Source organism: Modestobacter sp. SYSU DS0875, assembly GCF_054050915.1.
On the sequence record NZ_JBJHAH010000033.1, the window covers coordinates 12,897 to 36,397 of the forward strand.

Annotated in this window: 29 protein-coding genes; 17 read left to right on the top strand and 12 right to left on the bottom strand. The window is 74.4% G+C overall.

The window, feature by feature from the left end; translation table 11 throughout:
• Nucleotides 1-154 precede the first annotated feature (154 nt).
• The gene (locus ACI79Y_RS16675) at nt 155-1,057 is read left to right on the top strand and encodes an ABC transporter ATP-binding protein (RefSeq protein ID WP_457159564.1); all 903 of its coding nucleotides are present in this window, start codon (nt 155-157) and stop codon (nt 1,055-1,057) included.
• 11 nt (nt 1,058-1,068) lie between these two features.
• Nucleotides 1,069-1,827 (top strand): hypothetical protein, encoded by a 759-nt coding sequence (locus ACI79Y_RS16680; RefSeq protein ID WP_457159565.1) that lies wholly within the window; start codon nt 1,069-1,071, stop codon nt 1,825-1,827.
• Nucleotides 1,828-1,893: 66 nt separating this feature from the next.
• On the opposite strand, the gene ACI79Y_RS16685 is transcribed toward ACI79Y_RS16680, so the two are convergent.
• Together ACI79Y_RS16685 and ACI79Y_RS16690 are read right to left on the bottom strand one after the other, a co-directional pair.
• The gene (locus ACI79Y_RS16685; RefSeq protein WP_457159566.1) at nt 1,894-2,163 is read right to left on the bottom strand and encodes a hypothetical protein; all 270 of its coding nucleotides are present in this window, start codon (nt 2,161-2,163) and stop codon (nt 1,894-1,896) included.
• A 155-nt stretch (nt 2,164-2,318) separates the two neighbouring features.
• Nucleotides 2,319-2,987, bottom strand: a complete 669-nt coding sequence (locus tag ACI79Y_RS16690) for a DUF2306 domain-containing protein (protein WP_457159567.1) — start codon at nt 2,985-2,987, stop codon at nt 2,319-2,321.
• A 96-nt stretch (nt 2,988-3,083) separates the two neighbouring features.
• On the opposite strand from ACI79Y_RS16690, the gene ACI79Y_RS16695 reads away from it, so the two are divergent.
• Nucleotides 3,084-3,782 carry a TetR/AcrR family transcriptional regulator gene (locus tag ACI79Y_RS16695; RefSeq protein WP_457159568.1) on the top strand — a complete coding sequence of 233 codons (699 nt, stop codon included), beginning with the start codon at nt 3,084-3,086 and terminating at the stop codon, nt 3,780-3,782.
• Between the two features lie 2 nt (nt 3,783-3,784).
• On the opposite strand, the gene ACI79Y_RS16700 is transcribed toward ACI79Y_RS16695, so the two are convergent.
• Nucleotides 3,785-4,423 carry a TetR/AcrR family transcriptional regulator gene (locus tag ACI79Y_RS16700; protein ID WP_457159569.1) on the bottom strand — a complete coding sequence of 213 codons (639 nt, stop codon included), beginning with the start codon at nt 4,421-4,423 and terminating at the stop codon, nt 3,785-3,787.
• 80 nt (nt 4,424-4,503) lie between these two features.
• Between ACI79Y_RS16700 and ACI79Y_RS16705 the strand changes: the two genes are divergently transcribed.
• On the top strand, nt 4,504-4,911 hold the full coding sequence (locus tag ACI79Y_RS16705; protein WP_457159570.1) for a RidA family protein: 408 nt from the start codon (nt 4,504-4,506) through the stop codon (nt 4,909-4,911).
• Here ACI79Y_RS16705 and ACI79Y_RS16710 read toward each other — a convergent pair.
• Nucleotides 4,892-5,485 (bottom strand): ATP-binding cassette domain-containing protein, encoded by a 594-nt coding sequence (locus ACI79Y_RS16710; protein WP_457159571.1) that lies wholly within the window; start codon nt 5,483-5,485, stop codon nt 4,892-4,894. The genes ACI79Y_RS16705 and ACI79Y_RS16710 overlap by 20 nt on opposite strands.
• A gap of 3 nt (nt 5,486-5,488) precedes the next feature.
• Between ACI79Y_RS16710 and ACI79Y_RS16715 the strand changes: the two genes are divergently transcribed.
• Nucleotides 5,489-6,157 carry a metal ABC transporter permease gene (locus ACI79Y_RS16715; protein WP_457159572.1) on the top strand — a complete coding sequence of 223 codons (669 nt, stop codon included), beginning with the start codon at nt 5,489-5,491 and terminating at the stop codon, nt 6,155-6,157.
• 21 nt (nt 6,158-6,178) lie between these two features.
• Nucleotides 6,179-6,850 (top strand): hypothetical protein, encoded by a 672-nt coding sequence (locus ACI79Y_RS16720; protein WP_457159573.1) that lies wholly within the window; start codon nt 6,179-6,181, stop codon nt 6,848-6,850.
• Between the two features lie 194 nt (nt 6,851-7,044).
• Here ACI79Y_RS16720 and ACI79Y_RS16725 read toward each other — a convergent pair whose 3' ends face one another.
• Both ACI79Y_RS16725 and ACI79Y_RS16730 read right to left on the bottom strand, forming a co-directional pair.
• Nucleotides 7,045-7,776 carry a DUF981 family protein gene (locus ACI79Y_RS16725; protein ID WP_457159574.1) on the bottom strand — a complete coding sequence of 244 codons (732 nt, stop codon included), beginning with the start codon at nt 7,774-7,776 and terminating at the stop codon, nt 7,045-7,047.
• 293 nt (nt 7,777-8,069) lie between these two features.
• Nucleotides 8,070-9,101, bottom strand: coding sequence for an aldo/keto reductase (locus ACI79Y_RS16730; protein ID WP_457159575.1), 1,032 nt, complete (start codon nt 9,099-9,101; stop codon nt 8,070-8,072).
• An 87-nt stretch (nt 9,102-9,188) separates the two neighbouring features.
• Here ACI79Y_RS16730 and ACI79Y_RS16735 point away from each other — a divergent pair, with 87 nt between their 5' ends.
• Nucleotides 9,189-9,737 (top strand): TetR/AcrR family transcriptional regulator, encoded by a 549-nt coding sequence (locus ACI79Y_RS16735; RefSeq protein ID WP_457159576.1) that lies wholly within the window; start codon nt 9,189-9,191, stop codon nt 9,735-9,737.
• 11 nt (nt 9,738-9,748) lie between these two features.
• On the opposite strand, the gene ACI79Y_RS16740 is transcribed toward ACI79Y_RS16735, so the two are convergent.
• Entirely contained in the window at nt 9,749-10,633 is an 885-nt protein-coding gene (locus tag ACI79Y_RS16740; RefSeq protein ID WP_457159577.1) for a helix-turn-helix domain-containing protein, read from the bottom strand.
• Between the two features lie 142 nt (nt 10,634-10,775).
• Between ACI79Y_RS16740 and ACI79Y_RS16745 the strand changes: the two genes are divergently transcribed.
• Together ACI79Y_RS16745 and ACI79Y_RS16750 are read left to right on the top strand one after the other, a co-directional pair.
• Nucleotides 10,776-11,516 carry an SDR family oxidoreductase gene (locus ACI79Y_RS16745; RefSeq protein WP_457159578.1) on the top strand — a complete coding sequence of 247 codons (741 nt, stop codon included), beginning with the start codon at nt 10,776-10,778 and terminating at the stop codon, nt 11,514-11,516.
• Nucleotides 11,517-11,575: 59 nt separating this feature from the next.
• On the top strand, nt 11,576-11,782 hold the full coding sequence (locus tag ACI79Y_RS16750) for a tautomerase family protein (protein ID WP_457074190.1): 207 nt from the start codon (nt 11,576-11,578) through the stop codon (nt 11,780-11,782).
• A 43-nt stretch (nt 11,783-11,825) separates the two neighbouring features.
• Here ACI79Y_RS16750 and ACI79Y_RS16755 read toward each other — a convergent pair whose 3' ends face one another.
• On the bottom strand, nt 11,826-12,365 hold the full coding sequence (locus ACI79Y_RS16755; RefSeq protein ID WP_457159579.1) for a CGNR zinc finger domain-containing protein: 540 nt from the start codon (nt 12,363-12,365) through the stop codon (nt 11,826-11,828).
• A gap of 93 nt (nt 12,366-12,458) precedes the next feature.
• On the opposite strand from ACI79Y_RS16755, the gene ACI79Y_RS16760 reads away from it, so the two are divergent.
• On the top strand, nt 12,459-13,331 hold the full coding sequence (locus ACI79Y_RS16760; RefSeq protein WP_457159580.1) for an alpha/beta fold hydrolase: 873 nt from the start codon (nt 12,459-12,461) through the stop codon (nt 13,329-13,331).
• A gap of 76 nt (nt 13,332-13,407) precedes the next feature.
• Nucleotides 13,408-13,863 (top strand): hypothetical protein, encoded by a 456-nt coding sequence (locus ACI79Y_RS16765; protein ID WP_457159581.1) that lies wholly within the window; start codon nt 13,408-13,410, stop codon nt 13,861-13,863.
• An 8-nt stretch (nt 13,864-13,871) separates the two neighbouring features.
• Here ACI79Y_RS16765 and ACI79Y_RS16770 read toward each other — a convergent pair whose 3' ends face one another.
• From ACI79Y_RS16770 to ACI79Y_RS16785, 4 genes are read right to left on the bottom strand one after another with little or no spacing between them, the layout of a single operon-like run.
• Nucleotides 13,872-14,531, bottom strand: a complete 660-nt coding sequence (locus tag ACI79Y_RS16770; RefSeq protein ID WP_457159582.1) for an SRPBCC family protein — start codon at nt 14,529-14,531, stop codon at nt 13,872-13,874.
• Nucleotides 14,528-16,945, bottom strand: coding sequence for an aerobic carbon-monoxide dehydrogenase large subunit (cutA, locus tag ACI79Y_RS16775; protein WP_457159583.1), 2,418 nt, complete (start codon nt 16,943-16,945; stop codon nt 14,528-14,530). The genes ACI79Y_RS16770 and cutA overlap by 4 nt, the downstream gene beginning before the upstream one ends.
• Nucleotides 16,942-17,454: a (2Fe-2S)-binding protein gene (locus ACI79Y_RS16780; RefSeq protein ID WP_457159584.1), complete on the bottom strand. Its 513-nt coding sequence runs from the start codon at nt 17,452-17,454 to the stop codon at nt 16,942-16,944. The genes cutA and ACI79Y_RS16780 overlap by 4 nt, the downstream gene beginning before the upstream one ends.
• A complete protein-coding gene (locus ACI79Y_RS16785) occupies nt 17,454-18,326 on the bottom strand; it encodes an FAD binding domain-containing protein (protein WP_457159585.1) in 873 nt (290 codons plus the stop codon). Before ACI79Y_RS16785 ends, ACI79Y_RS16780 begins: the two co-directional genes overlap by 1 nt.
• A 204-nt stretch (nt 18,327-18,530) precedes the next feature.
• Here ACI79Y_RS16785 and ACI79Y_RS16790 point away from each other — a divergent pair, with 204 nt between their 5' ends.
• The 6 genes from ACI79Y_RS16790 (at nt 18,531) to ACI79Y_RS16815 (ending at nt 23,469) form a co-directional block, all read left to right on the top strand.
• Nucleotides 18,531-18,938: a hypothetical protein gene (locus ACI79Y_RS16790; RefSeq protein WP_457159586.1), complete on the top strand. Its 408-nt coding sequence runs from the start codon at nt 18,531-18,533 to the stop codon at nt 18,936-18,938.
• 50 nt (nt 18,939-18,988) lie between these two features.
• Nucleotides 18,989-20,458: an FdrA family protein gene (locus ACI79Y_RS16795; protein WP_457159587.1), complete on the top strand. Its 1,470-nt coding sequence runs from the start codon at nt 18,989-18,991 to the stop codon at nt 20,456-20,458.
• A gap of 11 nt (nt 20,459-20,469) precedes the next feature.
• Complete coding sequence (locus ACI79Y_RS16800; protein WP_457159588.1) at nt 20,470-21,870, top strand: DUF1116 domain-containing protein; 1,401 nt, start codon at nt 20,470-20,472, stop codon at nt 21,868-21,870.
• A 102-nt stretch (nt 21,871-21,972) separates the two neighbouring features.
• Entirely contained in the window at nt 21,973-22,239 is a 267-nt protein-coding gene (locus ACI79Y_RS16805; protein WP_457159589.1) for a hypothetical protein, read from the top strand.
• 5 nt (nt 22,240-22,244) lie between these two features.
• Nucleotides 22,245-22,934, top strand: coding sequence for a lysophospholipid acyltransferase family protein (locus tag ACI79Y_RS16810; protein ID WP_457159590.1), 690 nt, complete (start codon nt 22,245-22,247; stop codon nt 22,932-22,934).
• Nucleotides 22,935-22,959: 25 nt separating this feature from the next.
• The gene (locus ACI79Y_RS16815; protein ID WP_457159591.1) at nt 22,960-23,469 is read left to right on the top strand and encodes an RNA 2'-phosphotransferase; all 510 of its coding nucleotides are present in this window, start codon (nt 22,960-22,962) and stop codon (nt 23,467-23,469) included.
• Nucleotides 23,470-23,501: the final 32 nt, after the last annotated feature.

Here is a 23,501-nt window from a genome sequence, read left to right on the forward strand (position 1 = left end):
GTGGGCGGCGGGTCGCCCGCGCGGCGACCGGTGATGTCCTCTTTCGGATGACCGGGACGCGACGTCCGGCCAGCCGGGTCGCTGCCTCCGGCCGACGCGCCGACCAGGGGATTCGCCGGAGATTGGGAGCACACACCGATCCCCGGAGGCACCCATGATCTCGGTCAGCGGACTGACCAAGCGCTACGGCGGGCGCACCGTCGTCGACGACGTCACCTTCACCCTCGAGCCCGGCACGGTGACCGGCTTCCTCGGCCCGAACGGCGCCGGCAAGACCACCACGATGCGGATGACGACCGGGCTGATCCCGGCCACCGCGGGCACGGCGACGATCGACGGCCGGCGCTACGCCGACCTGGCCAACCCGGGCGCCGTCGTCGGCATCCTGCTCGACGCCTCCGCCGTGCACCCCGGCCGCACCGGCCGGGCGCACCTGCGGCTGCTCGCCACCGCCGTCGGCGTCGACTCCCGGCGGGTCGACGAGGTGCTGGAGCTGGTCGGGCTCGCCGACGCCGCGCGGCGACGGGTGGGCGGGTACTCCCTGGGGATGCGGCAGCGGCTCGGCATCGCTGCAGCGCTGCTCACCGCTCCGCCGGTGCTGGTGTTCGACGAGCCGGCCAACGGGCTGGACCCGGACGGCATCCGCTGGCTGCGTGGCCTGCTGCGCGGCCACGCGGCGCGCGGCGGCACCGTGCTGCTCTCCTCGCACCTGCTCAGCGAGGTCGAGCACACCGTCGACCGGCTGCTGGTCATCGGCGGCGGGCGGATCGTCGCCGACGGCCCGGTCGGCTCGCTGCTGGGCGACAGCGGCACCGCGGTGCGGTCGGTCGACCCCCGGGCGCTGGGCGACGCGCTGCGGGCCCGGGAGTTCCACGTGGAACGCCAGGACGACGGCGTGCTGGTCGTGACCGGCGCCGACCCGGCCACCGTCGGCGCCGTCGCTGCCGAGGCCGGGGTCGCGCTGATCGAGCTGCACCCGGTGCAGCGCGGCCTCGAGGACCTGTTCTTCCAGCTCACGGACGACGCCGGAGCTGCCCCCACCCCCACTGAGCGCTGAGGAGACCGGACATGAGCACGACCCTCGACACCGCCGCCCCGGTGCGGCCCACCGTCCGCCCGACCCGCGCCTCGCTGCCGACCCTCGTCGGCCTGGAGCTGCGCAAGACCCTGACCACCCGCTCGGGCCGGATGCTCGCCCTCGCCGCCGTGCTGGCCGGGCCGGCGGGAATGGCCCTGCTGGAGGCGACCGACGACGGCTATCCCGACGTGACCGGCCCGTTCGCGGTGGTGGGCATCATGGCCGGCCTGCTGCTGCTCGCCCTGGGGGTGCTCAGCACCGCCGGGGAGTGGACGCACCGGACCGCGGAGACCACCTACCTGCTGGTGCCGCAGCGCGGACGCGTGCTCGCGGCCAAGACGCTGGCGCTGGCGCTGCTCGGTGTCGCCCTCTCGGCGGTGTCGGTGGGGGCGTCGTGGCTGGTCCTCGCCGGGCTGGCCGATCCCGCCGTCTCCTGGGACGGCGCCGTCCAGGCGGCGCTGACCGCGGTGGGCGCCGGGGCGGCGTTCGCGCTGATCGGCCTGGGCGTCGGCGCGGCGACGGCGAACGCCCCGGCGGCGCTGACCGGCCTCTACCTGGCGATCCTCGGCCTGATGCAGGTCGTCCGCGCCTGGGACCGGCAGGTCGCCGACGCCGTCGACCCCGCACAGGCGGTGCTGCGGTTCGCCCGCGGCGATGCCGAGGTGGCCTCGCTGCTGACGATGGGCGGCTGGGTCGTCGCCTCGCTGGTCGCGGGCTGGGCGCTCAGCAGGCGGCGGCCGGTGCAGTGACCCCGCACCGGCCGCGGCCGGGAGTCGGCACCGCCTGCTCCCGGCCGTCGCCGTGTGCCCGCGCGCTCACCGGGGGAGCGCGCGCTCGATCCGCTTCTCGAGCTGCCGCTTCCGCCGGTGCAGCTTCCACCAGCTCCACGTGCCGGACACCTGGGCCCGGCCGAGCTCGTGGGCGCTCGGCAACCCGTCGGCCGCGAGCGCCGCGTCGATCTCGGCCGGCTCCCTCGATCTGCGCTCGTCCACCACCGTGCGGGCGGCCCGGATGCGGTCCGAGGCCAGCGGATGAGCGGCGATGCGCGCCGTCACCTCCACGAGCTCGGCCCGCAGGGCACCCACGTCCTCCCGTCGGCCCAACACCTGTCCGCCCCCCTCGTACCGCCCACCTGCGGGTCGTGTGACGACATCGTGCCCTCTCCGGGGGGCGCGTGACCTGCGGAGCGGGCCTGGCTCGCCGGGCGGTTGCGGGACCGGGCCGCGGCGGGCTGAGCCGCTCAGGCGGCCGCGGGAACCGGGCGCGGCCGGGACGGCGCGGCCGGTCGGCGCCGCAGCGCCCACTCGACCACCGCCAGGTTGACCACCCAGCCGGCCAGCATCGCCGCCACCCGGCCGCCACCGGCGGGTTCGCCGCCCAGCAGTGCCCAGGGCAGGTGGGTCAGCACCTGGGTACCGGCGCCGAGACCGATCGCGTAGCCACGGGCCATCCAGGCACGGTGGTGCATGATGTCGCGCCGCTGGATGGCCACGAACCCGAGCACGATGCAGCCGGCCATCGCTCCGCCGAAGAACAGCCGGATCGGGGTCAGCAGCACGTCGTCCGCCGGCGGTCGCGCGTAGAACAGCGTCATCCACACGCCGGAGAGCGCTGCGACGAGCCCGGCGGGGATCAGCACGCGACCGGCGAGCCGGTGCCAGCCGGGCCGGCGCCGGCGGATGCGCGGGACGAACTGGAACGCCCCCAGCAGGGAGTACACCGTCGCGCTGACGATGTGCACGACCACGGGTGCCGGGGCGGCGACGAACCGGGCGTTGGCCGCGGTCACCTCCGGGTCGCCGGCGAGCTCGCCGATCCGGACCGCACCGGCGAGCACCGGGACGAGGCTGAGCAGGAGGAGACCTGCCAGGACCCACCACTGGCGCCTGCTCGCGCTGCTGGAACCCACGACGAACCCCTCTCGCCTCGTTGGTGTACGGCGTACACCCGACGCGGAGGACGCTAGGTGTACGTCGTACACCTGTCAACGGGGTAGGTTGCCCGGGTGGCTCCGACGGGGCGGCGGACGCCGCTGAGCACCGACCGGGTGCTGCGCGCCGCGGTCGACCTCGCCGACGCCGAGGGGGTCGAGGCGGTGAGCATGCGGCGGCTGGCTCAGGACCTCGGCGTCGTCCCGATGGCGCTCTACAAGCACGTCGCGGGCAAGGACCAGTTGCTCGACGGCATGGTCGACGTCGTCGTCGGCGAGTTCGAGCCGGCCGACCCGGCGCTGGACTGGCAGGCCGCGGTGCGGGCCCGGGTGCTCTCGGCGCGGCGGGCGGTGCTGCGGCACCCGTGGGCGCGGCAGGCGATCGAGTCGCGGACCCACCGGACGCCGGCGGTGCTCGGGTACATGGACTCCCTCGCCGGCACCTTCCGGCGCGGGGGGTTCTCCGCCGACCTCACTCACCACGTGATGCACGCGCTGGGCAACCGGATCTGGGGGTTCAGCCCCGAGCTGTTCGACGAGCCGCCGGCTCCGGACCCCACGCCCCCGACGCCCGAGGAGCAGCAGGCGCTGGCGGCGGAGTTCGCCGAGAAGTACCCGCACATCCTGGAGATCGCGGTGGCGGCGACCGCCGGTGACCTGTCCGGCGTCGGCGCGGGGTGCGACGAGCAGTTCGAGTTCGAGTTCGCCCTCGACCTGCTGCTCGACGGCTTCGACCGACTCCGCGCGCAGGGGTGGACCTCCGTCCGCGGCTGATCTCAGGGGGGGCGTGTCACCTCGTCGTCCGGCGCCGGGCGGTGCCAGCCCTGCGCGACCGAGGCGCCGGCGCGGTCGGGGTTGTCGCCGCAGGCGGTGAAGAGCGCGCCGAGCAGGAACGGGCCGTGGTCGAGGATCTCGCGGGGCAGCGGGCCGGTGGCGACGAGGGAGACCAGCCCGTGGCCGATGCTCCAGCTCTGGATCGCCAGGTCCAGCGGGACGACGTCGGCCCGGAAGCGCCCGGCGTCCCGGCCCCGGCGGGCGGCCTGCACCAGGTGCTCGAGGGTCGCGTCGGCGGCGGGGAGGTCCTCCAGGTCGACGCTCGCGTCGAACATCACCCGGTACAGGTCGGGGTGGGTGAGTGCGTGGTCCAGGTACGCCACGGACAGGGCGGTCAGGTCGCGCACCGGATCGGCCGTCGTGGCGACCGTTGCGAACCGGGCCCCCAGCCGGGTGAAGCCCTCCTGCCGCAGGGCCTGCCACAGGCCGTCCATCCCGTCGAAGTGCGTGTAGACGGCCATCGTCGAGACCCCGGTGCCGGCGACCAGCGAGCGCAGCGTGATCGGCTCGCGCGCCCGCAGCATGGCGGCCGCCCGCTCGATGAGCAGGGTGCGGACCGCCGGGTCCTTCGGGCGGGCCACGAGCTGGACAGTACATTCCATAACGCTGCTATGTTGACCCCGCGCCCGGAGTCGCCGGGCCCTTCGGACGAGGAGTCAGCATGGCGATCACCCTGGTCAACCCGGCCGGTCTGCCGGCGCCCGACGTCTACCACCAGGTCTCGGTGGCGACCGGGTCGAGGCAGGTGTTCGTCGCCGGCCAGGTCGCCGTCGACGCGTCGGGGGAGAAGGTGGGCGTGGGCGACTTCGCGGCCCAGGTCGCGCAGGCCTACCGCAACGCCGGCACCGCGCTGGCCGAGGTCGGCGCAACCTTCGCCGACGTCGCGAAGATGACCGTCTACGTCGTCGACTGGACGCTGGACAAGATGCCCGCCTTCCTCGACGGGGTGGCCCGGGCCTCGGCCGAGCTGGGCGTGACCCCGGCCGCGCCTGCGTCGCTGATCGGCGTCTCGGTGCTCTTCGACCCCGACTTCCTGGTCGAGGTGGAGGTCACCGCCGTCCTGGACTGATCGCGGCCGGGCCCGCGACGACGCGTCCCCGGTCGAGGGCGAGGACCGCGTCGGCGTGCGCGACGGCGGCGTCCTCGTGGGTGGCGTGCAGCACCGCGGCACCTCGCTCCGCCTCGGTGCGCAGCGCGTCCAGGAGGGCCTCCTGCGTCCCCGCGTCGACCCCGGCGGTCGGCTCGTCGACGAGCAGGACGTCGGCGCGGGCCACCAGTCCCTGGGCCACCAGTGCCCGTTGTCGCTGCCCGCCGGAGACGGCCGACAGCGGGCGGTCCAGCAGCGGGGTGAGGCCCAGCCGGTCGGCGCAGTCGGCAACCAGGTCCCGGTCGGACCGGCGCAGCCGCCGCCACGGCCCCCGGTCCCGCCAGCGCCCGATGGCGAGCGTGTCGGCGACGGTCAGCGGCAGGTGGGGGCTGACCGCGCTGTGCTGGGGCACGTACGCCATGGTCAGCCCGCGCGGCCGCTCGACCCGGCCGGCCGTCGATGGCAGCACGCCGGCGAGCACGTCGAGCAGCGTCGACTTCCCCGCGCCGTTCGGGCCGTCCGCGGGATGGCGTTCCTGGGGGAGGCGCTCGCACACGGCATGCTGCCGGGGGTCGCGGTGGCCGTGCTCGCCGGCTGGCCGCCGCTGGTCGGCGCGGCCGTGAGCGCCGGGGTGATGAGCGTCGGGGTCGGCGCGGTGTCCCGGCGGGCCGGCCTGTCCCACGACACGTCGATCGGGCTGCTGTTCGTCGGCATGCTCTCGCTCGGCGTCGCCATCGTGTCCCGCTCCCGGTCGTTCGCCACCGACGTCACGGCGATCCTCTTCGGTGACGTCCTGGCGATCCGCCCGGCCGAGGTGGTGCTGCTCTCCGTCGCGCTGGTCGTCCTGATCGGCGCCACGGCGCTGCTGCACCGACCGTTCGTCGCGCTCTCCTTCGACCCGCGCGCGGCGGCCACCCTCGGGCTGCGCCCCCGCGCGGCGCACGTCGCCATGGTGCTGCTGGTGACCGCCGCCGTCGTCACCAGCTACCAGGCGCTGGGCACCCTGCTGGTCGTCGCGCTGCTCCTCGCCCCGGCCGCCGCGGCCAGCCAGTGGACCGACCGGCTGCCCTCGACCATGGCCCTGGGGGCGCTGTTCGGCGCCGCGGCCGTGCTCGCCGGCCTGCTCCTGTCCTGGCACGCCGGCACCGCCGGCGGCGCCTCGATCGCCTTCTCCGCGGTCGTGCTGGTGGCCATGTCGGTCACCGCGCGCGCCGTCGTCCCCCGCTGACCCCCGACCTCTGGAGCAGCCGTGTCCCGTCCGCCCCGCCCCGCCCTGAGTGCCCTGACCGGTGTGCTGCTGCTCGCCGGCTGCGCCTCGGGTGCCTCAGACGCCGCCGGGCCCACCGACGCTGCGGCCGCCTCCTCCACCGGCGGGCACGGCTACGTGGCCGGCGCCGCCGAGCTGACCGAGCCGCAGCTGCAGCTGGCCTACCTCGACGACGCCGGCTCGGTGCACGCCATCGACCTGCTCACCGAGGAGTCGGCCGAGCTGGGTGCGGTCGGCGACGTGGCCGAGGTCGCCACCGACGGCCGGTTCCTGTTCGCGACGTCCGAGCCCGAGGGCGAGCTCACCGTCGTCGACACCGGGACCTGGACCGTCGACCACGGCGACCACGTGCACTACCACCGGGCGCCGGCCCGGGTGGTCGGCACCCTCGACTGGTCCGGCCGCGTCCGGGTCGCCTCCTCGGAGACGCTGACCGCGCTGTTCTCCCCGGACACCGGGGCCGGGATCGTGCTCGACCGCACGGCGCTGGGCGACGGGGAGCTGACCGAGGTCGGGCAGGTGGAGGCCGAGCCGCACGACGGCGCCTTGGTGCCGCTGGGCAACCGGCTGGTCGCGACCACGGTCGGGTCCGTCGGCGGCCTGGCCGCGGACGGCGAGCCGCTGTCGAGTGGCAGGACCCGCACCCGGCGCTGAAGGTCGTCGACGGCATCGCCTACGTCACCGAGCCGGCCGCGAACGCGGTGCACGCGGTCGACCTGGCCACCGGCGAGGTGCTGGCCACCGGCGAGCTCGACGTCACCCCGAACGAGATCGCCGTCGTCACCGGCTGACGTCGCTCCCTGCCCGATCGGGCCGGGCCGGCCTCGCGCCGGCCCGGCCGGCAGTCCTCACATGGTGTTGACGATGAGCCCGATGTGGGTGAAGAAGTTCAACGCGCCGAAGAGGAAGAAGGCGGCTCCGGACACCGCCCAGCAGATCCCGGCGATCCAGGCGACGAGGTTGAGCCGACGTGCGCGCAGGACCAGCGGCAGCAGGACCGCCCCGATGCCGACCAGGACGAACAGCATCGAGATGAACGTCGCCTCCAGCATGGGCTGGTCGGCGAAGTTGCCGGAGATGGGCTCCTCGGGAGGGGCCGCGAAGAGCGTGTACCGCCAGCCGGCGGCGGCGATCCCGAAGCAGCCCAGGCCCATGCCGACGGCGAAGAGGGAGAAGGGCAGGAACGTCCTCGCCAGGGAAGCGAGCGGATCCGCCTCCGCGGCCAGGCTGGCGCTGCGCTTCCACAGGTAGAAGGACGTCGCCAGGAGCATCACGCCGAAGGCGAGCGACGTCTCACCGAAGACGATGTTGTCGAAGGGGAAGTCGGGTGCCAGTGGCCAGGTGAGGGTCATGTGCAGGCCGGTCGGCGTGAGGATCAGGCCGAGGACCCCGAAGGCCAGTGCCCATCCCTCGAACGCCACCGTGCGACGCGTCACCAGCAGGTAGCCGAGAGCCACCAGCAGGAGGAGCCCGGCGCCACCGGCCACGGACATCACGGTGTTGTAGGTGGGCAGGTTCTCCCAGTCGATCGTCAGCCCCTGCTCTTCAGCTGCCAGCACGTTCACCATGTCAGTTTTCACCAGCCCACCCCGTCATCAACGACCACTTGTGTCAACCCCCGGGGGCACCCGTCGGGGGTGCGGTGGGGAGGCGGAGCCGGACGGCGGGGCCTGCGCCGAGGCGGCTGTCGGCGGCGACCGGCCGGCCGTGCCCCACCACCGACGCCAGGAAGCGGCTGCGGGGGCCTCGCGCAAGGCTGCCTGGGGGGCGAAGTGGCAGGGGCAGCGCGGCCGCGACAAGGAGCAGGGCTGCACCCCGCCGTGGACGGCGCAGGCCTGCGACCAGGTCAGCAGCCGGGCCGGCCTGTCGCGTGTCAGCGGCGCCGGGCGGCCGGGGCCAGAGCGGGCGTCGTCCACATGTTGTCGCCGACGTTGACGGTGTGTCCGGGCGGGACGATCGCGTCGATGCGGTCGAGCACGTCGTCGGACAGCTCGACGCCGTCGGCGGCCAGGTAGGACTCCAGGTGCTCCATCGTCCGCGGGCCGACGATCGCCGAGGTCACCGCCGGGTGCCGGACGACGAAGGCGATCGCCAGCTGCACCAGCGTCAGCCCGCTCTCGTCGGCGAGCGCGCCCAGGGCGTCGGCGGCGTCGAGCTTGGCGGCGTTCGCCGGGTTCGCGGCGTCGTAGACGCCGGGGAACCGCTGGGCGCGGCCGACCGAGCCCGGGCCGCTGACCTCTGCGCCCTTGCGGTACTTGCCGGACAGCCAGCCGCCGGCCAGCGGGCTGTAGCTGAGCACGCCCATCCCGTACCGCTGGGCGGTGGGCAGGACGTCGGCCTCCACGGCGCGGGTCAGCATCGAGTACGGCGGCTGCTCGGTGCGGAACCGCTCCCGGCCGCGGCGCTCGGCGGTCCACTGCGCCTCGACGATCTCCGACGCCGGCACCGTCGAGGCGCCGAAGGCCCGGATCTTGCCGGCGTGCACCAGGTCGGACAGCGCGCCCAGGGCCTCGTCGACGTCGGTGGCCGGGTCGAGGCGGTGCACCTGGTAGAGGTCGATCCAGTCGGTGCCCAGCCGGCGCAGCGAGTTCTCCACGGCCTGGGTGATCCAGCGGCGCGACATGCCGCGCTGGTTGGGGTCCTGCCCGAACGGCAGGCCGACCTTGGTGGCCAGCACGACGTCGTCGCGACGTCCGCCGGCCAGGGCCTTGCCGACGACCTCCTCGGACTCGCCGCCGGAGTAGACGTCGGCGGTGTCGATGAAGGTGATGCCGGCGTCGAGGGCGCGGTGGACGATCCGCATCCCCTCGTCGTGGTCGGGGTTGCCGGCGGCGCCGAACATCATGGCGCCGAGGCAGAGCTGGCTGACGGACATGCCGGTGCGGCCGAGGGGTCGCTGTTCCACGGTGTGCTCCTCGTCGTGGCTAGGCTGTGCCGGAAGCGGACAGCCTGTCCGTTCACCGTAGTGGACACCCTGTCCGGTTAGGAAGCCATGCCGCCCAGACGAGCCGACGCCGAGCGCAACCGGGAGCGCATCCTCGCCGCCGCCCGGGAGGGGTTCGCCGAGCCGGGTGCGCCGATGTCGATGGCGGAGATCGCCCGCCGCGCCGGCGTGGGGATGGCGACGCTCTACCGGAACTTCCCGGGGCGACGGGAGCTGCTGGAGGCGCTCTACACCGACCAGGTGGACGCCGTGTGCGCGGCGGCGTCCGCGCAGGCCGGTTCTCCGGGCGACGCGCTGATCGCCTGGGTGCACCGGTTCGCCGCGTTCATCGCCAGCAAGCACGCGATCGCCGCCGAGCTGCTGGCCCAGGCCGACGGCCCCGGCCCGGTGCTCGACCGCAGCCGCGAGCGGGTGCTCACCGCCGGCCGGCCGCTGCTCGCCGCCGCCCAGGACGCCGGCGAGATCCGCGGTGACCTGGCGTTGGAGCAGGTGCTCGACATGGTCATCGCGGTGAGCGCCATCCACGGCGACCCCGGCTACTCCAGGCCGATCCTGGCCACGGCGCTGGACGGCCTGCGCGTCACCAGCGCGCGGTGACGAACCGGCCATCACGCCGGGGGGCGGCTGACCTGGTCCACCGAGGACTCCTCCGCGCCCGTGGCCAGGTCCTGGTGGCCGATGACCGCCAGCAGCTCCAGCTGGCCGACGGCCGCGCTGCCCGGTGGGGCGGTGAAGAACAGCAGCCGCTGCCGGCCGTCCTCGCTGAACAGCCGCTGGCAGTCCAGCTCCAGCACCCCGAGCGCCGGGTGCACGATCCGCTTGCGCACCGACCGGCGGACGGCGACGTCCCCGGAGTCCCAGAGCGCGGCGAACTCCGCGCTGGCCGCATGCAACCGGGCGACGAGCTCCGCTGCCTGCGCGTCCTGCCCGCGGCGGGCGACGGTGGCCCGCAGGTCGGCGGTGAACTCCCGGGAGTGCCGAGGGTGGTCCTCGACCGGGTAGATGCTGCGGCTGGCCGGGTCGGTGAACCAGCGGTACACGAAGCTCGCCTCGAGCCCGGCGGTCGGCCCGGGGTCGCCGAGCAGTGCCGCCCCCAGCCGGTTCTGGGCGAGCGTCTCGTCCAGGTCGCTGATGATCCGCGCCGGCGTGCGGTCCAGCCGGTCCAGCAGCGCCAGCATCCCCGGCTGGACGTGCTCGGTGCCGGGACCGGTCGGCTGCACCGGCAGGCCGGCCAGGTGGAACAGGTGGTCGTGCTCGTCCGCGCTCAGTCGCAGCGCCCGCGCCAGCGCGGTGAGCATCTGCGCCGAGGGGTGGGCGCCCTTCCCCTGCTCGAGCTCGGTGTAGTACTCCACCGACGCCCCGGCCAGCGCGGACACCTCGTCCCGGCGCAGCCCGGGCACCCGTCGCCGGGGCCCGGTGGGCAGGCCGACGTCCGCCGGCCGGATGCGCGCCCGCCGCGAGGCGAGGAAGGCGCCGAGCTCTGCTGCGTCCACGTCCTCAGTGTCGGCACCCGGGGACCGGGCAGCCAGGGGTCGTCGTCCCCCGGGTGAGCGGCGCCTGGTTGCCCGTCGCCGGTCGGCCCACGGTGGTCGCAGTGCCGGTCCACCCCGGCCGGCAGGGAGCGAGAGGACCACCATGACCGAGAGCACTCCGCGCGTCGCCGTCGTCACCGGAGGATCCCGTGGCATCGGCCGCGCCATCGTCCGCCGGCTGGCCGCCGACGGGTTCGCCGTCGTCGCCGGCTACGCCGGGCGCACGGCCGATGCCGAGTCCGTCGTCGCCGAGGTGCGGCAGGCCGGTGGGCAGGCGATCGCCGTGCAGGCGGACGTCGCCGACGAGGCCGCCGTCGCCGCCGCGTTCGGCGCCGCCGAGGAGGCCTTCGGCGGTGTGGACGTCGTCGTGCACGCCGCCGGCCGGATGGCGCTGGCCCCAGTGGCCGAGCTGGACCTCGCCGACCTCGACGCCATCCACCGCACCAACGTCCGCGGCAGCTTCGTCGTCGCCCAGCAGGCCGCCCGCCGGCTGCGGGCCGGGGGTGCTCTGGTGCTGTTCTCGACCTCGGTCGTCGGCCGGCCGCTGCCCGGCTATGGCGCCTACGCGGCGAGCAAGGGAGCGGTCGAGGCGCTCACCGCGGTGCTGGCCGAGGAGTGGCGCGGACGGGACGTCACGGCCAACGCCGTCGCCCCCGGCCCGGTCGCCACCGACCTGTTCCTGCACGGCAAGAGCGAAGAGCTGCTCGCCCGGCTGGCCGCCGAGCCGCCGATGGAGCGGCTGGGGACGCCGGACGACGTCGCCCGGGTGGTCTCCTTCCTCGCCGGTTCCGATGGTCGCTGGGTGCACGGGCAGGTGCTGCGCGTCAACGGCGGGCTGGTCTGACCCGCCCCACCCCGAGAAGCCCACCCCGAGAAACCCACCCCACGAAAGAGGAGAGTCCCGTGCCGTTCGCCAACCTCAAGGTCCCCGCCGACACCCTCACGCCCGAGTCGAAGCAGAAGCTCATCGACGCCGTCACCGACGCCTACGCCGACGTGTACGGCGAGCGGGCCCGCGCCACGACCCTCGTGCTCGTCGACGAGGTGGTCGAGGGCGGCTGGGGGCTGGGCGGTCAGGTGCTGACCGCCGAGATGCTCGGCCGCAGCTGACCGGCCGGGTGCGGGGGATGGGCTCCACCCCCGCACCCGCCGGTCAGCCTCTCGGCCCGCCGGCCGAGGCGTCGGCGCGGGTGCGCTCGTGGTGCCGGCGGGCCTTCATCCGGTTGCCGCAGGTGGCCATCGAGCACCAGCGCGCCCGGTTCGGCTTGCTGCGGTCGAGGAGGAACAGCGCGCACTCCTCGTTGGCGCACGGCCGCAGGCGCCCGGGGTTGGTGCGGTGCACCGCATCCCAGGCCAGCAGCGCCCGGACCGACAGGCTCCGGGCCGGTGGCACCTCGACGAGGCCCCAGCTGATGCCCTCGTCCCCGACGGTGGGTGCCAGGCGGACGCCGGACAGCAGCGGCGTCAGCGACCCGGCCGGCTCCTCCCCGCGAGCGACGGCCTGGAGTGCGTCGCGGGCGGTGCGGGTCGCGTCCTGCTCGGCCGCCGACCCGTCGCCGCCGTGGTCCCGCAGCCACGCCCTGCCCGGTTCGCCGGCCAGCAGGTCCTGCCGGGCGCCGTCGACGACCGGGGTCGTGTTCAGCAGCTCGAGCAGGAACGCCTCGTCGGCCGGCGAGTGATCCGTCGGGTGCACCTAACCTCCCTGAGTCGTTTGACAGGTTACACACGGGCCTGCCATGTTCCTAACTACCAACGGCATTCAGAGGGGTTAGACATCATGGATCACGTGCACCACCGGACCGCTGTCGTCAACGGGCGGCAGCTCTTCTACCGCGAGGCGGGTCCGGCCGACGCCCCGGTCGTCGTCCTGCTGCACGGCTACCCGACCAGCTCGTTCATGTTCCGCGAGCTGATCCCGCGGCTGGCCGACCGTCACCGGGTGATCGCGCCGGACATGCTCGGCTTCGGGCTGTCCGATGCGCCGCCGGTCACGGAGTTCGACTACACCTTCGACGCACTGGCCGACCTGACCGCCGGTCTGCTGCGCGGGCTGGGCGTGACGCGGTACGCCGTCTACGTCCAGGACTACGGCGCCCCGGTCGGCTGGCGGCTGGCGCTGCGCGACCCGGAGGCGATCACCGCGATCGTCACCCAGAACGGCAACGGCTACGACGCCGGCTTCGTCGACAGTTTCTGGGCGCCTGTCTGGGACTACGCCCGGGACCCAAACCCGGCCACCGAGGCGGCGATCCGGACCGCGCTGAACCTCGACGCGATCCGCTGGCAGTACCTGCACGGGGTCGCCGACGAGACCGTGGTCAGCCCGGACACCTGGCACCACGACTCCGCGCTGGTGTCGCGCCCCGGCAACGACCTCGTCCAGCTGGCGCTGTTCCGCGATTACCGCACGAATCCGCCGCTGTACCCGGCGCTCCACCGGTACCTGCGGGACAGCCGGGTGCCCGTGCTCGCGGTGTGGGGGAGGAACGACGAGATCTTCGGCCCGGACGGGGCGCGCAGCTTCGCGCAGGACGCCGTCGATGCGGAGGTTCACCTGCTCGACGGCGGCCACTTCCTGCTGGAGAGCGCGGGGGGCCAGGTCGCTGCGCTGATCCGCGACTTCCTCGGCCGACGGGTCGCGGGAGCTGCCGCGACCTGATGTCCGGCCGGCGGGCGGCCAGTTCTGCAGCGTGGACGGAGGACCGGTGAGCGCCCGCCTCCGTTACCGTTCGCCCATGCCACCGGCATCGAGGACGACGGCTGCTCCCCTCGCCGCGACCGTGCTCGCCATCGCCGGCTGCAGCAGCTCTGCCGCGCCCGAGCTGGCCGTGTTCGACCGGCCCGCGACGACGGTGGACGCCGTTCCCGACGGCGTCGACCTCCATCAGGAGCTGGGCGAGACCCGCTACATCGGGGAGGTGCAGGGCGCCCGCGTCTACGCCGCGCAGGGGCCGGCCGACCGCCCGTGGTGCGTCGTCGCCCTGACCGGCACCGTCGAGGACGGGGACTGGGTGGCGGGTTCGTCGTGCGCGAACGACGCGGACTTCGACCAGCGCGGGGTCTGGATCGGAGTCGGTGGCGCACAGGTCGAGGGCGGCACCGCCCGGCTGCTCCCCGATGGCTTCACCGGGGAGCTCGAGGACGGTTGGCAGATCGCCGGGCCGAACCTCGCCGAACCCGTCGAGTCGTAGGGGTCGGGTCAGCCGCGGCGGCCCAGGAGGTAGCCGACCCAGACGCCGAGCAGGGTCAGCAGACCGCCGCCGGCGGCGCCGACCAGCAGCGGCCTGGCCTCCGCCGGCACCCAGCCACCCGCCGCAGCCGGGGCCTTCGCCGCGAGAGTCACCGGTGCGGCCGCGACCTCCGCGGACGTTCCCGCGGGAACGTCCGCGGCGAGCGGGGTCACCTCGGCGACGACGTTCGGCTCGGTGAGCTCCTTGTCGATGGCGGCGAAGAACTGCCCGGCCATCCGCTTCGCGACGCCGGTGATCATCCGCTGCCCCACGCCGGCCACGGCCCCGCCAACCACGGCGTCGGCCGACCAGGTCAGCTCCGTGCTGTCGTCGCCGGAGGGCACGAGCTTGATCTGCACCGTCGCCCGCACCGACCCCGGCCCACTCGACCCGCTCGCGTGCATCACGTAGGAGGACGGGAAGGTGAGGTCCGACAGTCGCACCTCGCCCGCGTACTTCCCGCGGATCGCGCCCACCCCGGCCGAGACGACCATCGTGTAGCTGTCCTCGCCGACCTGCTGCAGCGACTCGCACCCCGGAATGGTCCGCGCCAGCACCGCCGGGTCGGTGATCACCGACCACACCCGCTCCGGCGCCGCCGAGAGCACCGCACTGCCGTCCAGGTTCACGCCATCGCTCCAGTCGCGTCGGGAGAAGAGTTGATCACGCGCTCGCTGTCCGAGCGCACCAGGTCGTACAGCTCCGACGGCGAGATCGGCATCGCCGCGATCCGCCGTTCCACCGCGTCCTCGATCGCCGAGGCGATCGCCGCGGACCCGGGGATCACGCCGGCCTCGCCGGCGCCCTTGATGCCCAGCGCGTTCAGGGGTGACGGCGTCTCCTGGTGGTCGATCGCCACCGGCGGCACCTCGCTCGCGTACGGCATCAGGAAGTCCATGAACGACGCGTTGGTCAGCTGCCCGTCGCGGTCGTAGGCCATCCGCTCGTACAGCGCCCCGCCCACGCCCTGCGCCACCCCGCCGTGCACCTGGCCCTCGACGATCATCGGGTTCACCACGTTGCCGCAGTCGTGCACCACCGAGTACTTCAGGATCTCGATCTCCCACGTCAGCGGGTCGATCTCCACCTCCGCGGCGTGCGCGCCCGAGGCGAACGTGGAGCGCAGCGGCGAGTAGTAGTCGGTGTGCTCCAGCCCCGGTGCATCGCCCTCGGCGACCGGCGGCTTGGAGTCGTCGCCCGGCCCGGAGAACTGGGTGGCCTGCCGCGCCGCCTCGTCGAAGGCGTACCGCAGCGGGTTGGACAGCACCGCCACCGTGCGCAGCGGGATCGTCGCCCCCGGCGTCCCCTTCACCCCGATCAGGCCCTCGTCGATCTCCAGGTCGGCGGGGTCGACCTCCAGCACCTCGGCGGCGATCCGCAGCGCCTTCTCCTTCACGCCGCGCGCCGCCTGCGCCACCGCGTTGCCGCTCACCACCGCGGCCCGCGAGGCGAACGTGCCGACCGCGTACCCGAACCGCCGGGTGTCACCGGTGGTCACCTCGACGTCCTCGATCGGGACGCCGAGCTCCGCGGCCGCCAGCTGGGCGAACACCGTCTCGTGCCCCTGGCCCTGCGACGTCAGCCCGGTGGAGACCAGCACCTTGCCGCTGCCCAGCACCTGCACGTGCGCGCCCTCGTACGGTCCGGGCCCGGTGCCCTCCACGTAGGGCGCCAGCCCGATCCCGCGCAGCTTCCCGCGCGCCTCGGACTCGGCCCGGCGCTCGGCGAACCCGTCCCAGTCGGCCAGCGCCCGGAGCTTGGCCATCATCCCGGGGTAGTCGCCGGAGTCGTAGACCAGCGGCCGTCCGTCCTGGAACGTCAGGCCCCAGTCGTAGGGGAACTGGTCGACCTGGATCAGGTTGCGCATCCGTACTTCGAGCCGGTCCAGCCCGCGCTCCTGCGCGATCCGGTCCATCGCCCGCTCCATCGCGAACGTGCCCTGCGGCCGGCCCGCCCCGCGGTACGGGGTGACGACGACGGTGTTGGTGTAGACGCTGTTCACCACCGCCCGGTAGACCGGGACGTCGTAGGGACCGCACAGCTGGGTGGCCGTGTTGATCGGCACGATGATCCCGTAGGGCGTGTACGCGCCGTTGTCGTGCCAGACCAGGACGTCGAGCGCGGTGATCCGCCCGTCGTCGTCGTAGCCCACCGTGACCTCCTGGCGCTGCTGCCGCTCGTGCGCGCTGGAGATGAAGTGCTCGCGGCGGTCCTCGGTCCACTTCACCGGGTGCCCGAGCAGTCGCGCGGCCATCGGCACCAGCAGCTCCTCCGGCCACGGGTGCACGATCTTCACGCCGAACCCGCCGCCGACGTCCGGGGCGATGACCTCGACCTTCTCCAGCGACAGCTCGAGCTTCGCCGCGACCGCCGCCCGCACCGACGTCGACGCCTGGGTGCTGGAGTAGACGCGCAGCGAGGAGTCGGCGTCGTCCCAGCGCGCGTGCACCCCCTTGCCCTCCATCGGCATCGAGGCGCTGCGCTCGAAGTACTGGGTGAAGGAGAGCGTGTGCGCGCTGGCGGCCAGCGCCGCCTCGACGTCGCCGGTCTCCTGGTGGTGCCGGGCCGCGACGTTGTCCGGGACGTCGGGGTGGACGACGGCCTCGGCCCGCTCGGCGGCGTCGACCCCGACGACCACCGGGAGCTCCTCCCAGGTGATCGCGATCTTGTCCGCGGCGTCCTCGGCGACGTACCGGTCGGTGGCCACCACCATCACCACCGGCTCGCCGACGTGTCGAGCGACGTCGCGGACCAGCGGGTAGCCGGTGCGCGGGGCGGTGAGCTGCGGGTGGGGGATGAGCACCGGCAGCGGCTCGGCCATCGGACCGGTGAGGTCCTCGTAGGTGTAGATCGCCAGCAGACCCTCGACGTCCAGCGCATCGGCGACGTCGATGTCCACCACCCGCGCGTGCGCGTAGGGGCTGCGCACGAAGGCGGCGGCGTAGGCGTCGGCGCCGATGTCGTCGAGGTAGCGGCCCTTGCCGACGATCAGCCGGGCGTCCTCCCGCCGGCGCACCGGCTCGCCGAAGAACTTCGTCGTCACTGGGCCGCCTCGCGCATCGTCTCGGCGGCCCGCCGGCAGGCCTTCTTGATGTTGGCGTAGCCGGTGCAGCGGCACAGGTTGCCGCCGACCAGCTCGTCGACCTCCTCTTCGGAGATCGGCACCGCCGGGTCGCGGGCGTCCAGGCCCGCGGCGATCGTGGTGAGGAAGCCCGGCGTGCAGAAGCCGCACTGCAGGGCGTGGCACTCGCGGAACGCCTCCTGGATCGGGTGCAGCACCTCCCCGCCCTGGTGGTCCGGCCGGGAGAGACCCTCGACGGTGGTCACCTCGTGCCCGTCGACCTGCACCGCGAGCACCAGGCAGGAGCGGGTCGGCTCGCCGTCGACGAGCACCGTGCAGGCCCCGCACACCCCGTGCTCGCAGCCGACGTGGGTGCCGGTCAGCCCGAACTCGTGCCGCAGCGCGTCGGACAGCAGCCAGCGCACCGGCACGGATGCTTCACGTGCAACACCGTTCACGACGACGGAGATCCGCCGGGTCTGCTCGGTCATCACTGCTCCGTCCGGGATGCGGCCTCGGCCGCGGCGTCCGCCAGGGTGCGGGCGGTCAGCGTGGCCACCAGCAGCCTGCGGTAGTCGGCGCTGGCGTGCAGGTCGCCGTCCGGCTCCACCAGGCCGCGGGCCAGCTCGCCGGCCGCGGCCCAGTCGGCGGTGTCGACCGGCTGCCCGCCCACCGCGTCGGTCAGATCGTGCACCTCGGGCACCAGCCCCACCGACAGGTAGGCCGCCCGCGCCGCGGCGACCCGGCGGTCGGAGTCCAGCGTGACGACGACGGCGGCGCCGGCCACCGCGTAGTCGCCCTTGCGCCGGGCGATCTCGGCGAACGCCGTCCCCGAGCGGTCGGGCAGTGCCGGGAAGAAGGCATCGGTGACGACGGCGGGCCCCTGCACCGAGGTCTCCAGCGGCCCGACGAAGAAGTCGCGCCAGCCGATCGTCTCCGGCCCGCCCGGGGTGGCGACCGTGACGGACCCGTCCGTCAGCGCCAGCACCGCGGTCATCTCCCCCGACGGGTCGGCGTGTGCGATGGAGCCGACCGTCGTCCCGCGGGTGCGGATCGCCGGATGCGCGACGTTCGCCGTCGCCCGGCCCAGCAGTGGCTGGACGGCGGCGGCCTCGGCCGAGGCGAGCAGCGCGGCGTGCCGCACCAGGGCGCCCACCCGGACGCCGTCGTCGCCGGCCTCGATCCGGTCCAGCCCCGGCACCCGGTTGATGTCGACCAGCGTGGTCGGCGCGGCCAGTCGCATGGACAGCAGTGGCAGCAGCGACTGGCCGCCGGCGAGCACCTTCGCGCCCTCCGAGTCGAGCAGGCGCAGGGCCTCGTCGACGGACGACGGGTCGGCATAGCCGAACGGAGCGGGCTTCACCGGCTGCGGGTCACCTCCGGGCTCGGGTGCGGACGGCGGGTTGTGGAAGGCGTCACTCTGTCACTGCCATCCCGCGAGGCGGAAGTACCTCAGTGCTAAATCTTCGTGACGCGGTCAGCGTGGTCGGGTCGACGCCGTGGCTGCCGAGAACGCGGTCGAGTTGTTCCGCTGCGCCGCACCGACCACGAGGAGTCGACGCATTCGATGATCGGGATCACCTCGACCGCCGACGCATCGGCGCCGTACGGCGTCCGGCGTCCTGCCGGCGTCGCGCCGGTGAGCTCGGCCGGCCGGCCGGAGAACCTGCTCACGGTCTTGACCGCGGACGACCGGGCCCTCCTCTTCGAGGCGACGGGTGCCCAGCTCACGTCGGAGGGCGTCCGGGAGGACGGGCGCGCCTTCGCGCCGATGATCGCCTCCCAGGTCGCGATGGACCGCACGAGCGGGGTGCTCCCGTCCGGTCAGCCGGTCACGGCGACCTACCTCCGCGACCTGCTGTCCCGGCAGCCCGCGGCAGACGGAGACCGTTCCGGCACCAGCGCGCACATCACGGCCATGCTCGACGTCCTGGCCCGGCGCGGCGGCGCGCAACGGCTGGACCTCCGCGCCTGAGTCGCCAACTACTTCACCGCTAAGAGGGTTTTCCGGTAGCGTCCGCGAAGGTGAGCGAACCCCAGGGCGTCCGGCACGTCTCCCTGCGCAGCGGCGTCTACGCCGACTCGGTCCGGTTGATGCAGGTCAGCCGCGAGATCGGCGCCCGTGACGGGGTCACCGCGGTGCTCGTCGCGATGGCCACGCCGCTCAACCTCGAGCTGGCCGCCGGCATGGGCCTGGCCCCTGACGGCGAGGCGCAGCCCGACCAGCTGCTCATCGCGCTGCGCGCCACCGACGACGCCGAGCTGACCGCCGCGGTCGGCGCCGTCGAGGCCGCGCTCACCGCTCGGGAGGACCGCGGCTCGGCGCAGGCCATCCCCGCCCGCACCGTCGGCGCCGCGCTCGCCGACGCGGGCGACCCGGCGCTGGCCATCGTCAGCGTCCCCGGCCCCTACGCCGTCGCCGAGGCCGCCGACGCGATCGCCGCCGGCCGCTCGGTGCTGGTCTTCAGCGACGGCGTCCCGGTCGAGCACGAGGTCGCGCTCAAGCGCGCCGCCCACGAGGCCGGCGTCCTGGTCATGGGCCCGGACTGCGGCACCGCGATCGTCTCCGGCGTCGCCCTGGGCTTCGCCAACGTCGTCCGCCGCGGCCCGGTCGGCCTGGTCGCCGCCAGCGGCACCGGCGCCCAGCAGGTCAGCTGCCTGCTCGACGCCGCCGGCGTCGGCGTCTCGCACGTGCTCGGCGTCGGCGGCCGCGACCTGTCGACGGCGGTCGGCGGGCTGGCCACCCTCGATGCGCTGGCCGCCCTGGACGAGGACCCGGCCACCGAGCGGGTGCTGCTGGTCTCCAAGCCGCCGGCGCCCGAGGTGGCCGAGCGGGTGCAGCAGGCCGCCGGGCAGCTGGCCACGCCGGTGCGGTCGGCCGCGCTGTCACCGGAATCCCCCGACCTCACCGCCGCGGTCGAGGCGTTGCTCCGCGACCTGGGCGTCGCCGTCCCCGAGTGGCCCGCGCGCCCCGGCGCCGCCGACGCCGTCGCGACCGGCGCCGTCCTCAAGGGCTTCTACTCCGGCGGCACGCTCGCCGACGAGGCGATGCTGCTGGCCGCCCCCGTGCTCGGCGACGTCCGCTCCAACACCCCGCTGCGGCCCGAGCTCGACCTCGGCACCGATCTGCGGGCGACCGGCCACGTGGTCATCGACTTCGGCGACGACGCGCTCACCGTGGGGCGCGCGCACCCGATGATCGACCCGACGCTGCGGCTGGAGGCGATCGCCGCCCTGGCGCAGAGCGGGGAGCCCGCCGTCCTGCTGCTGGACGTCGTCCTCGGCCACGGCGCCGACCCGGACCCGGCCGCCGTCCTCGCCCCCGCGCTCCAGGCCGCCGGGCTGCCGGTGGTCGTGGCGCTGGTGGGCACCGAGGCCGATCCGCAGGGCTGGTCGCGGCAGGCCGACGCGCTCGCCGAGGCCGGCGCCGCAGTGTTCGCCAGCAACGCCCAGGCCACCCGGTACGCCCTCGACCTGATCGGAGACCGCGCGTGATGAGTGCAGGCGTGAACCCCCTGCTGTCGGCAGCGCCCGCCATCGTCGCCGCGGGGGTCGAGGTCTTCTCCTCCGCCGTCCGGGCCCAGGGTGCGACGGTCACCGACGTCGACTGGCGCCCGCCCGCCTTCGGTGCCGCCGACGACCTCGCCCAGCTCGTGCTCGACCCGCGCCGCGCCTCGGCCAACCGGACGGCGGTCGAACGGCTGCTCGCTGCCGGATCGCACCTGGTCGACGTCCGGCCCGCGCACGAGGTGCTCGACGTCGGTGACCGCACGCTGCTGCACTCCGGCCCGCCGCTGACCTGGGAGACGGCGTCCGGCCCGATGCGCGGCGCGTTCATCGGCGCCTGCCTGTTCGAGGGCTGGGCGTCCACCGTCGAGGAGGCCGAGCGGATCCTCGCCGCCGGGGAGATCACCCTCGACCCCTGCCACCACCACCGCACCGTCGGGCCGATGGCCGGGGTGACCAGCCCGTCGATGTGGATGTGGTGCCTCACCGACCCGGTGCACGGCGGGCAGGCGTTCTGCAACCTCAACGAGGGCCTGGGCAAGGTGCTGCGGATGGGCGCCTTCAACGACGAGGTGCTCACCCGGCTGGCCTGGATGCGCGACGTGCTCGGCCCGCTGCTGTCCAAGGCCGTGCGGTCGCGCACCGAGCCGCTGGACGTCAAGGCCGTGCTCGCCCAGATGCTGCAGATGGGCGACGAGGGGCACAACCGCAACCGCGCCGGCTCGCTGATGACCCTGCGCGAGCTCTCCCCGGCGATCGTCGGCGTCGATGCGCCCTCGGCCGACATCGCCGCCGCGCTGGCCTTCATCGGCGGCAACGAGCACTTCTTCCTCAACCTCGGCATGCCGTCGGCGAAGCTCGCGCTGGACGCCGCCCGCGACGTCCCCGGCTCGACGATGGTCACCGTGATGTCGCGCAACGGCACCGAGTTCGGCATCCAGACCGCCGGCACCGGCGACCGCTGGTTCACCGGCCCGGCGAACACCCCGGTAGGGCTGTTCCTCGGCGACTACGGCCCGGACGACGCCAACCCCGACATCGGTGACTCGGCGATCATGGAGACCTACGGCATCGGCGGGTTCGCCATGGCCGCCGCCCCTGCGATCGTCCGGTTCGTCGGCGGCACCGTGCCCGACGCCCTGGCGACGACGGAGCGGATGTACCAGCTCACCCTGGCCGAGAACCCGGCGATGCAGATCCCGATCCTGGGCTTCCGCGGCTCGCCGACCGGGATCGACGTCCTGCAGGTGGCGCGCACCGGGTGGCTGCCGCAGATCAACACCGGCATGGCCGGGCGGGTCGCCGGCACCGGTCAGGTCGGCGCCGGCCTGGTGCAGCCCCCGCAGCAGTGCTTCGAGCAGGCGCTGGCCGCCCTCGCCGAGGAGTCCCGCGCCGCCTGAGGGCGGAAATGGCCATTTCTGCCCTCCCGTTAGCGAGGTGGGTGCTCGGGTAGTCGGTTGCGCACGCGACCACCCGGGTCGCGCCGACGAGAGGAACGCCCCATGGCCAGCTGCGAGGTCTGCGGCAACGACTACCGGCTCAGCTTCGAGGTGCACACCGCCGGCGCGGTGCACACCTTCGACAGCTTCGAGTGCGCCATCCACGCGCTCGCGCCGGTCTGCGAGCACTGCGGCGTCAAGGTGGTCGGCCACGGCGTCGAGGCCGACGGCGTCTTCTTCTGCTGCGCCTCCTGTGCGCGCCGGCACGGCGGGCCGGACAGCGCGGCCGAGTTGGTCGACCACGCCGGCCGGGCGCCGGACGAGCGCTGAGCCCCGTGGACGCCTACCCGGTCGTCCGGGCCCTGGTCCGGCCGTTCGTCCTCGCCCTCTTCCGCCCCCGGGTCGAGGGCGCCGAGCACCTCCCGGCCTCCGGACCGGTCATCCTGGCCGGTAACCACCCCTCGACCCTGGACCAGTTCTTCCCACCCGTGCTCCTCCGTCGCCGGGTGACGTACCTGGCCAAGAGCGAGTTCTTCACCCTGCCCGGACTGCTCGGCAAGGCCATGCGCCTGCTGCTGGAGAGCATCGGCATGGTGCCGCTGGACCGGGGCGGCGCGTCGGCCGCGGAGGCGGCGTTGCGGCGCGGCCGGGAGGTGCTCGCCGACGGCGGTCTCCTCGGCATCTACCCCGAGGGCACCCGGTCGCCCGACGGCCGGCTGCACCGCGGCAAGACGGGCGTCGCGCGGCTCGCGCTCGCCACCGGCGCCCCGGTGGTGCCGGTCGCCGTCGTCGGCACCCACGCGCTGCACCCGGCCGGTGCCCGGCTGCCGCGGCCCGGGCGGGTGGTCATCCGGTTCGGCGCGCCGCTGGACTTCTCCGGTGAGCGCGGATCGGCCGACGACGGCGCCGTGCTGCGCCGCCTGACCGACCAGGTCATGGCCGAGCTCCAGCGGCTCTCCGGCGACGAGTACGTCGACCGGTACGCCGCCGACGTCAAGGCCGAGGCCGGTGGGCGGGCGGCCTGACCGCCGCGGTCCGGACGTCGTCCGGGTGAGCAAGCGGCTGTCCTACGTGCTGCGGCACCGGCCGGACGCCGTCGGGCTCACCCTGGACGCCGCCGGCTGGGCCGACGTCGACGAGCTGCTCGCCGCCCTGCACCTCACGAGGGCCCAGCTGGACGACGCCGTGGCCCGCAACGACAAGCAGCGGTTCGCCGTCGACCCCACCGGCACCCGGATCCGGGCCAGCCAGGGGCACAGCGTGCCGGTCGACCTCGGGTACGTGGCCGCGGTGCCGCCGGACGAGCTGTTCCACGGCACGGTCGAGCGGTTCCTCCCCGCGATCCTGGCCGAGGGGCTGGGGCCGGGGAACCGGCACGCGGTGCACCTGAGCGCCGATGTGGAGACCGCCCGGAAGGTCGGCGCACGGCGGGGGAGACCCGTGGTGCTGCGGGTGGAGGCCGCGGCGATGGTCCGGGACGGCGCCACCTTCACCCGCTCCGCCAACGGGGTCTGGCTGGTCGACGCCGTCCCGCCCCGGCACCTGGAGCGGTTGGACTGAGCAACGAGCGGGCAGGAGTGCGTGGTCCGTTC

Bases quoted from the DNA above. Each gene is read 5' to 3' on its own strand.
- ACI79Y_RS16680 (WP_457159565.1), top strand. From the start codon at position 1,069: ATGAGCACGACCCTCGACACCGCCGCCCCGGTGCGGCCCACCGTCCGC.
- ACI79Y_RS16705 (WP_457159570.1), top strand. From the start codon at position 4,504: ATGGCGATCACCCTGGTCAACCCGGCCGGTCTGCCGGCGCCCGACGTC.
- ACI79Y_RS16745 (WP_457159578.1), top strand. From the start codon at position 10,776: ATGACCGAGAGCACTCCGCGCGTCGCCGTCGTCACCGGAGGATCCCGT.
- ACI79Y_RS16675 (WP_457159564.1), top strand. From the start codon at position 155: ATGATCTCGGTCAGCGGACTGACCAAGCGCTACGGCGGGCGCACCGTC.
- ACI79Y_RS16780 (WP_457159584.1), bottom strand. From the start codon at position 17,454: ATGACCGAGCAGACCCGGCGGATCTCCGTCGTCGTGAACGGTGTTGCA.
- ACI79Y_RS16735 (WP_457159576.1), top strand. From the start codon at position 9,189: ATGCCGCCCAGACGAGCCGACGCCGAGCGCAACCGGGAGCGCATCCTC.
- ACI79Y_RS16805 (WP_457159589.1), top strand. From the start codon at position 21,973: ATGGCCAGCTGCGAGGTCTGCGGCAACGACTACCGGCTCAGCTTCGAG.
- ACI79Y_RS16765 (WP_457159581.1), top strand. From the start codon at position 13,408: ATGCCACCGGCATCGAGGACGACGGCTGCTCCCCTCGCCGCGACCGTG.
- ACI79Y_RS16715 (WP_457159572.1), top strand. From the start codon at position 5,489: ATGCTGCCGGGGGTCGCGGTGGCCGTGCTCGCCGGCTGGCCGCCGCTG.
- ACI79Y_RS16790 (WP_457159586.1), top strand. From the start codon at position 18,531: ATGATCGGGATCACCTCGACCGCCGACGCATCGGCGCCGTACGGCGTC.